Annotated in this window: 2 protein-coding genes; one reads left to right on the forward strand and one right to left on the reverse strand. The window is 67.3% G+C overall.

Features of this window, described 5'->3' with window-relative positions:
• Positions 1-1,556, forward strand: a 1,556-nt coding sequence (locus ELR45_RS22590; RefSeq protein ID WP_129668467.1) for a PHP domain-containing protein, incomplete at its 5' end; no start/stop codon positions are given.
• A gap of 137 nt (positions 1,557-1,693) precedes the next feature.
• On the opposite strand, the gene ELR45_RS38745 is transcribed toward ELR45_RS22590, so the two are convergent.
• A partial coding sequence (locus ELR45_RS38745; protein WP_205857066.1) for an alpha/beta fold hydrolase occupies positions 1,694-2,046 on the reverse strand: 353 nt, incomplete at its 5' end.

Raw genomic sequence — 2,046 nt, forward strand, 5'->3', positions numbered from 1 at the left:
TGCGTGCGGAGGCCAAGCCGGACACCGCCCACGGCAGGCACAGGCGCGGCCGGTATGTCTGGCTCGTCGGCGACCACCACATGCACAGCCAGTACAGCAACGACGCGATGTATCGCATCGACGACCAGGCCGCCCGAGCCCTCGACGGCGGCCTGGACTGGATCGTGATCACTGACCACGGCAACGAGCCCTTCGCCACCCACAGCATCACGCCCCAGCGCGCCGATATCGTCGCGGCCCGCGAGCGCTACGGTGAGGACCTGCTGATCTTCAACGGCCTGGAATGGAACATCCCCGCCGGAGAACACACGACGTTCATGATGGCGCCCGGCCGGTTTGAGGCCGAGGTCCTGCAGGACTTCGTCAACGCCTACGACGCCCGCGTGGTCGACGCACGCGACGGCACTGCCGCGAACGAGGCGCTCGCGATCGAGGCGATCCAGTTCGTCCAGAGCATGGTCGACTCCCGCCGGCTGTCGGATGCGCTCATCCTGCCGAACCACCCCTCCCGCAAGGGCATCGATTCCCCGGCCGAGCTTCGCGCCTGGCAAGACGCTGCGCCCGACATCGTCATCGGCTTCGAAGGAGCACCCGGCCATCAGGCCGCCGGGCTACCCGCGCCTGGCATGGCGCGCGGCCGCGGCCTCTATGACAGCGGCCCCGGTGGCGAATCCTTCCCGGGCTACCCCGAGGAGAGCTATCGCACCTGGGGAGGCCATGACTGGATGACCGCGACCGTCGGCGGCCTATGGGACAGCCTCCTGTCCGAAGGCCGCAAGTGGTGGATCACCACCACCTCGGATGGGCACCAGGGCTGCGGTGACTGGGTCAAGAACCCGGTCGACCCGCTCAACCAAACCGGCTATGACGGAATCCCTTACAACGACGACGGCGACACGTTCAACACCACCGGCGTCTACCCGCCGCCAGTCGGCGTCGGTCGACCCGTCACCGAGTACAGCTCGTTCCCGCCCGGCGCCTACAACAAGACCTGGGTCGGCGCCACCGACTTCGGCCACGAGGCCGTCATGGAGGCGATGCGTGCCGGACGCATGTGGACCTGCTTCGGCGATCTGATCAGCGGACTCGAAGTGCAGTTGCGATCCAGCAGGCATCGGGGCCGCGGGCGCGAGGTGACACTCGGCGAGAACCTGTCGGTTCGGGCCGGCACCGAAGTTGAGCTGACTATCGCCATCGACCTGGCCGACCGGGTCAACTATGCCGGGCTCCTACCCGAACTCGCCCGAGTCGATCTCATCATCGGCAGAGTGACCGGCCCCGCCGACGACCATGACACGCTCTACGCGCCCGACACCAGAGTGGTGAAGTCTTGGGACACCAGCGGCAATACCGGATCGATCGAGCTGGTCTACGTTGTCGAGGTCGAACACGACATGTATCTGCGCGTCCGCGGCACCGACGGCAAGCGCAGTCAGCCCGGCTTCCTGGGCGCCGACATCGACCCGGCCGGACCTGCGATCGACATCCCTGGCGAAGTGAACCCCTGGGAGGATCTCTGGTTCTACACCAACCCGATCTTCGCCAGCGTCAGATAACCGGCACGACCGGCACTTTGCGTACGGGCTCAGGCATCCGACCCGAAATCTGCTGCTGGTGTCGGTCCCCGGTGGTCATCCACCCAGCGCCAGTCGTGACGCCGCCAGCTGTAGCATGCCGGGCCCTCGAATATCCGTCAGCGCAGGAACCCGGTCAGTGTCCGCACGAACCATTCCGGACCGTCGAGCCAGGGAGAATGTCCGCCTCCCGGCTGCACGGCCAGCTCGGCCTGAGGGAACAGGCTGGCGTACTCGGCGGCGCACTTCGGTGGAAGCGCGACGTCGTACTCGCCCGCGACGAGAAGTACCTGCGCCCCCAGCCGTGCTAGCGCGGATCTCGTGGCCTCTGGGGCCAAAGCACCGGCCGAGTAATAGGCGGCCGCCGCGTCCGCGTTCCGCTGGTCCGCCTCCTGGGCGACGTGGGCCTGGCTGACGGCGTCCCATCGTCCGTAGGTGAACGGTGTGATCGCCTCCCAATCGGCCTCCGTGG

This window comes from Phytoactinopolyspora endophytica (assembly GCF_004138495.1).
In the GTDB taxonomy this organism is placed as follows: domain Bacteria; phylum Actinomycetota; class Actinomycetes; order Jiangellales; family Jiangellaceae; genus Phytoactinopolyspora; species Phytoactinopolyspora endophytica.